Source organism: Dapis purpurea BLCC-M126, assembly GCF_050015975.1.
Lineage (GTDB): Bacteria > Cyanobacteriota > Cyanobacteriia > Cyanobacteriales > Microcoleaceae > Trichodesmium.
Window position 1 is genome coordinate 1 of record NZ_JBNHER010000064.1, and the last position, 8,683, is coordinate 8,683.

The 8,683-nt window shown below is 35.7% G+C and carries 5 protein-coding genes; 3 read left to right on the forward strand and 2 right to left on the reverse strand.

Annotated elements, in window-relative coordinates; translation table 11 throughout:
- Positions 1-217 precede the first annotated feature (217 nt).
- On the reverse strand, positions 218-910 hold the full coding sequence (ispD, locus tag ACP6PL_RS05890) for a 2-C-methyl-D-erythritol 4-phosphate cytidylyltransferase (RefSeq protein ID WP_426543517.1): 693 nt from the start codon (positions 908-910) through the stop codon (positions 218-220).
- A gap of 88 nt (positions 911-998) precedes the next feature.
- On the opposite strand from ispD, the gene ACP6PL_RS05895 reads away from it, so the two are divergent.
- Entirely contained in the window at positions 999-1,964 is a 966-nt protein-coding gene (locus ACP6PL_RS05895) for a glycosyltransferase family 9 protein (protein WP_426543519.1), read from the forward strand.
- A 349-nt stretch (positions 1,965-2,313) separates the two neighbouring features.
- Here ACP6PL_RS05895 and ACP6PL_RS05900 read toward each other — a convergent pair whose 3' ends face one another.
- Positions 2,314-2,790, reverse strand: a complete 477-nt coding sequence (locus tag ACP6PL_RS05900; protein ID WP_426543521.1) for a CRR6 family NdhI maturation factor — start codon at positions 2,788-2,790, stop codon at positions 2,314-2,316.
- Between the two features lie 804 nt (positions 2,791-3,594).
- Between ACP6PL_RS05900 and ACP6PL_RS05905 the strand changes: the two genes are divergently transcribed.
- A complete protein-coding gene (locus ACP6PL_RS05905; RefSeq protein WP_426543523.1) occupies positions 3,595-5,766 on the forward strand; it encodes a hypothetical protein in 2,172 nt (723 codons plus the stop codon).
- Between the two features lie 468 nt (positions 5,767-6,234).
- A complete protein-coding gene (locus ACP6PL_RS05910; RefSeq protein ID WP_426543525.1) occupies positions 6,235-8,184 on the forward strand; it encodes a DUF3685 domain-containing protein in 1,950 nt (649 codons plus the stop codon).
- Positions 8,185-8,683 lie beyond the last annotated feature (499 nt).

The following is an 8,683-nucleotide window of genomic DNA, read 5'->3' on the forward strand; positions in this document are numbered from 1 at the left end:
GCTGAAGCCCTACTACGAACTTTAATTATAACTATTCAACCGGACATGATATAACGTATACTTAAACATAAAACTAAAAGGTCAAGTAATTGCTTAAAGCTTCAGAAAAAAATAGCTAGGCTACATGAAAGAATAGCTAATTGTTTGATTTGTTATCTAGTTAAGAGTCTTTGAAGCAAGAATCACCCGTTATAATCTTTGATTTAACGAGCGAGTGTCAATTCCTACTTCTTTCTGCTTCCATCAAAATAAATTCTGCTACTCTTAAATCCACAGGAGTTGTCACCTTTAAATTAGTCTCCTCTCCCTCAACAATTTTCACAGGTAAACCACATTTTTCAAATAAAGCAGCATCATCAGTAACTTCCCAACCTAACTGACGCCCCTTCTCATGGCATTCCTTTAACAAATTCACCTCAAACCCCTGGGGTGTTTGAGCAGCCCACAAATTTCGACGGTCTGGTGTATCCTGGATCAGACCAGATGGATCGACAACCTTAATTGTGTCCTTAACTGGCACAGCAGCAATTAAACCGGGACACTTAAGAATCTCTTCTGCACATCTGTCCAAAAGTTCAGGAGTAGCCAAACACCTTGCCCCATCGTGAATTAATACTCGTTCCGCTGCCGATGGTAAAGCCTGTAGACCATTATAAACTGACTCCTGACGAGTTTCCCCTCCCTCAATGAGCGCTATATCCTTCTCAGTAGACAAATCTGAAATATTTTTTTGAAAATCTGGAAAATCAACAGGTTGTCCAATAATACCAATCCAAATAATATATTTAGAATTTACAGCAGCCTCAAGAGTCCAACTCAATAAAGACTTACCTAACAGAGTCAACAAAAGCTTATTTCGGGAACTTCCCATTCGTCGCCCCATACCAGCAGCAGGAATTAATAAATACATTTTGTGTTAAAGCTTTCCTATAAATAATGAAATCTAGCTATATACTCTACTTAAAATTGAACTGATAATTAACTTTAATCCCTTAAACATGAGAATACTAGCCCTTGTCCCTGGTGGAATAGGCGACCAAATTTTATTCTTTCCTACTCTGGATGACCTTAAACAATCCTATCCAGAATCTCAAATTGACGTAATTGTGGAACCTCGCTCTAAGGGTGCATACCGAGTCTGTAAGTCCGTTCGGGATGTCCTGAGCTACGACTTTAAAGATGCCAATAGTCTCGCCGACTGGGGCAACCTCTTAGGTATTATGCGCGATCGCGAATACGAAGCCGTAATTTCTCTGGGACAACGTTGGACAGTTGGCCTATTATTATGGTTAACAGGAATTCCTAAACGGGTAGGTTATGGAGGTAATGGAGCAATATTCCTCTCCGATCCTGTACCCTTGAAAACTGAACAATATGCCGCTCAGATGTACCATGATTTGTTACAAGGGATGGAGATTACTACCCCTTTCAAAGGAATATCAATTAATGTCCCCAAAACAGATATTGATGAGGCCGAAGCTGAACAGCAAAGATTAGGAATTGCAGAAAGTGGCTATATTCTGATTCATGGTGGTTCTAGTCAAATAGCTCAGGTTAAAGGTATCGATAAAATTTATCCTACTAATTACTGGCAGGAAATTATTTCAGAACTGCAACAGAAACAACCTAATTTGCCAGTAGTAATAGTAAAAGGCCCCGAAGATGCACCATGGGTGAATGAAATTAGAGAATCTTTTCCAGATGTAAAAGTAGTTACTCCCAGGGATATAGGTAAATTAGCTGCTGTGATTGCTGGAGCTAATTTAATGATATGTACTGATAGTGCGCCAATGCACTTAGCAGTTGCAGTTGGGACATATACTATTGCTCTGTTTGGTCCAACAGAACCAGAAAAATTATTACCCAAGAGCGATCGGATAGTTGCCATTAAATCTTCTACAGGGAAAATGGATGATATTTCACCCCAGGAAGTGTTGCAGAAAATTTGGGGGGGAGAGAGTTAAACTAGAGAGTAGCGGAGTAAGGGAGTAGGGGAGTAATTTTTTTTCCAACTCTTGGCCAAAATCCTAACTTTTTGAGCGTTTTAAACTGAAAACCCTGCACTTTTTAAATGCCTCAAAAAGGCTAAAACCTTTATTTTTATATAGTTTGGGATTTAATTAGCAAGTTCTAGGTTGCCAGGAGAAATATTTTCTACTCCCTATTCCCTCATATCTTGAATCTGCTTGCTTTGGAATTTTATAAGAAACCGGGTTGATTGGAGGTAGATGTTAGTATGCTTAGGCATTTCATACAAACCCGGTTTCTATATTTTTTTATTTTTTTATACCCAACGACACAAATTTACTAATTTTAAAATCTAAAATCTAAAAATTCCTCTGTTAAATCATACCCCAACATTTGAGACATGGACATTAATCTAGATTGACTAGAAATATTCTGTTTATTTAACCAGTCTCTCAAAACAAAAATTTTGTGCATCAGAAATATTTCTAATGCTTCTGGATTGTATTGGATACCTTCACTACGATGAAATTGGTGGGGTACAAGCATTGCAGTATAACGAGCTAACTCTCCCTCTTTCCAGTTGAGCAAAAATGGCAGCCAAGGATAACGAGTGTCTAAACGGATAAACCATAGACGTACTTCTGGAATCTCCGAAAGTTCCCTTGGATCTTGCGGATCTTGCTGATAGTTAATAGCAAAATTGAGCTGCTGTTCAGAAGAGGCGATCGCTCCTTCATTTAGTATTGGAGAAATTACGCTTTCAACTGGGGATAAATCTAAGTTATGAATATGTTCAGTATTGAGGGCAATCGTAATTGTCATTTTAGCCGTAGATAATTATAAATTTTTTTATATTTTGACGTTTAATCAGAGTTATTGAATGTATTGAACCTGATCATAGTTACTTATATAGATTATATAGAAATATGAGTGAACGCCACTCTCATATAAACTGCTTAGATACAAGACAAATAATACATATTTATGTACAATTACCCTCAGATTTGCTAGATAAATAATAAACACAAAGACTGAATCAAAATTATTAACTATCATATAGGGTTTTATAGTCAGTTCTGCCAAGGTTCAGCACAAGAACGGTAAAAAAATTAGAGGTAAATAGTTTTTTTACCAAACAGTATAACAGGATTATCTAGAAATCTAATCAGTGATGCAATTAAGCATAATTTGTAATAAACATCTACCATAGTAGAGCCAAAAAAATTCAAACCACTAGGCATTTAGGTGTTTGACATTAGTAAATTCCGTTTGCCCAGTATTTGGACATCAAAAAAAGTCGCTCGATTACTTTTAACTGTTGACTAGCGCCTAGCGCTATAGTTTTGGCTGAAAAACATTTAACTGAATTATTTTAAGATTATCCAATAGTCAAAAAAATTACTTTTTACAATATAGGAAAATTTGCTATAATAAATAGTTTTAACTTAAATTAGCCAACATTTAACCTCTCAACCTCCCTGGTCATGCTTGACCAAAAACCTAAGTTGAAATTTTCCTTCAGAGGTATTAAAAGCATTCTAGGTGATGGAAAAGGCAAAAAAAATTAGTTCAGCAATTATTCTTACCTGCTGAAAAATTATTACCATTAGCGGAGTAAATTTCGTTATGTCATTAGAAAATTCACAACCAAAAAACTTGGAGGTAACTTCCCATAAAACCTCTATAAATGGATCAAACGGCCATAGTAGTAGTTCTTTAGTAAAAACAGAAACAGAAAGAGTAAATACTACCTCACAACCTTTAGAGCAAGAGCAAAACAATAACTTAGAAGTTGAACCAGAAAAAAATTCCCAAAAACCAACAGAAACTAAACCAAAAAAAGGCAAAAAAAATTATTGGGGATGGCAACTAATTTGGTGGAGCATTGCAGCTAGCTTTGGAATTACAGGTGGTGCAGCACTTCTGTGGTTATTGGTTAACCCTCCCCAACCTAACTGTGAACAAATTTCTCCATTGTCAGCAGATGGAAAGCGACTTTACTGTGCCCACCAAGCCGCTGAGTCACGGGACTTAGAAGAGTTAGAAAAAGCCTTGGCTTTAGTAGAAAGTTGGCCAGAAGAACACCCCCTGTATCAACTAGGTCAACAAATGACAGGAGAATGGACAAAGTTAATTGTTTCTGTTGCCAATCAAAAAATTAGAGAGGGTAATTTACAGGGCGCTCTAGATACAGTAGCAAAAATTCCTAAGGATAGTCCAGTTTACAGTAGAGTAGAAGAAGCAGTAGCAAATTGGAAAAAACAATGGGCAGAAGGTCAATCTTTCTATGACAAAGCTCAAGCAGCTATCAAAGCTCTGAATTGGAAGAAAGCTTCTGATTACTCCCTAGCTATGTCAAAGCTAGATAATGTTCACTGGCAAACTACCAAGTATAGAGAATTATTAGAGCGCATTGTCTTGGAAAAAAAGGCTTGGCAAATTCTTAAAGATGCTCGTTATTTGATATATAGAGAAACAGTAGACGAATATGGAGAAGCGATCGCTTTAGCTAACAAAATAGATCCTAGTCTCTACATTCGAGCAAAAGCTGATAAAGATATGGAAAAGTGGGGTCGTAGCTTAATCGAAATTGCCACCGAACGTATAGAAGCAGAAGACTTAAAAGGTGCAATAACAGCTATTGAATATATTCCTTCAGGGCATAAACTGAAAAAAGAAGCCCAAGACTTAATATTACTAGGTCATGCTCAAGCAGCAACTTGGAACAAGTCTATGGGAGGCTCTCAAATTGCCAATATGGTAGCCTTAATAGAAGGAAAAGCAGCAGCAGCTCAGATTACTTCTGATAGCCCATACTATCAAAAAGCTCAAAGTCAAGTTAAGCAACTCCAACAACAATTAGATAACTTAACTCATATTCAGCTAGCCAACGCGATCGCTGGTGTGGGTCAACCAGCAGCATTAGAATTGGCCATAGACCAAGCTCAAATGGTTGGACAGAAACAACCAAGGCGAATCCAAGCTCAAACCTTGATTGCTAAGTGGCGCAAAGATATTCTTAATATAGAAGACAGACCTTATGTTGCTTTAGCTAAACAATTAGCTCAACAAGAGACTGTCGATAGTTATAATTTAGCGATTAAACAAGCTAGTTATGTTGCCTTGGAGCGTCCACTGAGAATAGAAGCTCAAACCCTAATAGCTGAGTGGAATAAACGAGTACAAATTATTGAAGATTCACCATTATTAGCAGAAGCTAGAGCTTTAGCAAAAGAAGGAAAACTTGGCCAAGCTATCGATGTTGCATATGAGATAGAAAAGGGTCGTGCTTTATATAAGGAAGCTCAGGATGAAATTTATAAATGGAATACAGAATTACAAATTGCCCAAGATAGGCCGATTCTTAATCAAGCATATAGTCTGGCCAAGCAAGGTAGTCTGACTGCTGCTATTAACACAGCTTATCAAATTGGCTATGGACGTGCTCTGTATTATGAAGCTCAAGATGCTATCTCTCGTTGGGCATCTGAACGAGATGCGATATGGGCAGCACAACAGGCGGAGGAAGCTCGCAGACAGCGAGAATACCAACAACGTATTCGAGAGCAACAGAGGTCTTATTCTCCTGCCCCCAGTCCACAATATTATTCTCCTGCACCACAGAGGTCTTATTCTCCTGCTCCTAGTCCCCAATATTATTCTCCTGCTCCACAAAGGTCTTATTCTCCTGCCCCATCGAGGTCTTATTCCCCAGCTCCACAGAGGTCTTATTCTCCTGCCCCAGCTCCAGCTGCAGCTCCAGCTCCCAGTTCAGATGCCTATTTACTTCAAGAATGATGAATCAGTTAATATTTAAAGATTTAATTGAGACATTTAGGGTAAGCATTCAGCTAGGTTCCTGTCAGATCGCCTCCTGCGGAGGAACTCTGTTAACAGCAATAAGACCCCTCTCTTAAGGATCTGCTTGGAATGAATATAGACTTTAAGCTCAAGGTAGCCAGCTTTTGTAGTAATATTTAATTCTGGCTCAATGAATAAAGCTTTTATCTAAAACTATAGCAATTCCCAAAAAGCTTGAGGTACAAAATTGTTTTTTTGCCCTGGAGTAGGGAGTAGGAACTAGTAATTCGGGAAACAGGGAATAGATATAGAAAAGAATAAAAACTACTGTACCTCAGTAACTTGAGAAACCCTATAAAACCAATAGCTGATAGCTGACGGCTGAATGCTTACCATTGAAGAAATTTTGAATTTAACCTTCATTGGTTATTATATTCTTAAAATATCTCAACCAAAAACCAATTTATGAATATTGAATCAGCATTAAAATTGCTGCTCATTGATAATGACCCTATCTTTCGGATGGGGTTAAAATTTTCTTGTGAGCAGTTTTCAGACATAGAAATAGTAGTTGAGACAGAAGTAGGCTCAGAAGCCTTAAAAATTATTCAAAATAATATCACAGAAGAGAATAATTTTTTGGTAATTTTAGACATAGAAACTAATAATTTGTTTCCTCAAGCTACAGAGGAAATTACAATATCAGGAATCGACTTTTGTCAACAGCTTAAAACCTCTTACCCTGAGTTACCAATATTATTATTAACATCCTTACAAGATACCTTATTATTGACATTAGTACGAGAATTAGGTGTCAATGGTTATTGCCCAAAAGGAATCAGTATTTCTGAGTTAGTAACTATTATTAGACAAATCGCAAATGGTCAGTCTTATTGGAAAAATATTTCTGGGGTTGAAACTATACAAGAAAATTCTGAAAAACCAGCCAATTCAGGTTTAAAAGTTCAAACAAAAAATTATTTCAATACTCTTCTTGATAATGTATGTAAGTCTGGGCTAAAACAAATAGATTCTTCTCTCTCAGAAGTAACATCTCAACTGAATGAAAGAGTAAAAAATTTAGATAGAAATAATTTAAACTCTCTACTCAATGTAGCAATAACTTCTGGGCAACGCCGAGAATTACTAACAGCTAGATGGATACTTAGTCACTTGTCACCTAGGTCTGTTAATGCTCAGAAGCAGGAGAAAGTAACAGATGTAAATAGAGATTATTTTTTCGATTCAAACTTAAAAAATATGACGGAATTACAAGCAAAGAGAAATATTAATTCTGTCGATAATGATGAGCAAATTGTACTAAGAATAAATTCAGAATTTGTTTCTGCTCCCACCACTGAAGCAATGAATTTACAAACAGCATTATTTGAGTCAACAATAGCAAAATTAAATTCTAATTTAATTAATCTCAGTGGATTACCAATGGAAATTGATATATTGCGAGGTTATAAAAAGCAAGAACTAATTTATATAGCTTTATGTAAATTTGAAGATATTCTCGATGAACTGCGTAATGCTTCTATTCTAATGGAAGAAATTCCTAAGCAAAGATATCAGATTTTGCATAATTTGTGGGAATCTACGAGCAAATTTTTTATTGGTGAATACTATCAACTAGAAATTAGTAATGGTATAGGAATTGTCAATTCTTTTACGGAACAAATTAAAGTAGAAGTAATGCCAGTCTTATTAAATGATGCTGATAATGTACATAAGTTTATTCTTGATAAGATTCCTTTAGTTGAAGAATTAATATCCTACTTATTATTTCAAGCTCCTTTAGTAATTGATAATGTATCTTTTGCGGTAGGTACTCCTGAAGCTATGGAACGCTCTGAAGCCTTACTCCAAAATTTATTAATTTCAATTGCTAATGGTGTGATTCAGCCTTTATTAAATAATTTTGCCGATGTAGAAGAAATTAAAGAAGATTTTTATAGTCGTCAATTATTATCAACACGAGATATTGAAAAGTTCCGTAATCGCTTATCCTGGAGATATCGTATAGAACAATATATTGAAGAACCAAAAGCAATCTTTGAGAGTAATTTTTCCTTATTTGTATTGAATGAACGTGGCATCAAAAAAATATCTATTTATTCAGCTCGTAGACATGAATTAGGACAACTATCAGGGATTCCATTGACAGTAACATTACTATTAGAAACTCGTGATGCAATAGCTCCTGGTATTAGAGCAACTATTTCTTTTATTGGTAGTGGAGTTGTGTATTTACTAACTCAAGTAATTGGCCGTGGTATAGGTTTAATTGGAAGAGGTATTATTCAGGGTGTGGGTAGTTCTTTTCAAGATGCTAAATTTGGTAGAAATAATCATAAGGGAGAAGCAAGAAACAGTCAGCAAGAAGGTAGAAGGCAGAAAGGAAGTATTTAGGATGATAAATTCAAAATTAATCTTTAACTAAGTTTTAGCTTGAAAAAGTGTTTGCTATAAATACTTCTTACTTTTTGCCTTTTACATGAGTGTCTATAATACCAATTTGAAAAAAGAATATTATAAATAGTTTCAAACTATATATGTGAAATAATTTCCTGAAATAGCTTTAGCATTAAAGTTTTGAGCTGATAAAATCTTAACTTTTGACTTCTGTGAAACAGTATTATACCAATTCCCAAAAGTAATGCTATACTTGGGAACTACTTCAGTTATTAAGTAATTAACACAAACATAATATTTTTTTTGCTAATTTAAGCTAAGTTAATGTTAATTATTCTTATGTTTACTTCTCCCCCACTCCCCTACTCCCCTACTCCCCCGCTCAATAAAATGTAGAAAAGCTTTTGAGAAATGGTATTACTTCTTCCTTCTTCCTTCTTCCTTCTTACTTCTTACTTATGGTTTCAAACTATATATGTGAAATAATTTCCTGAAA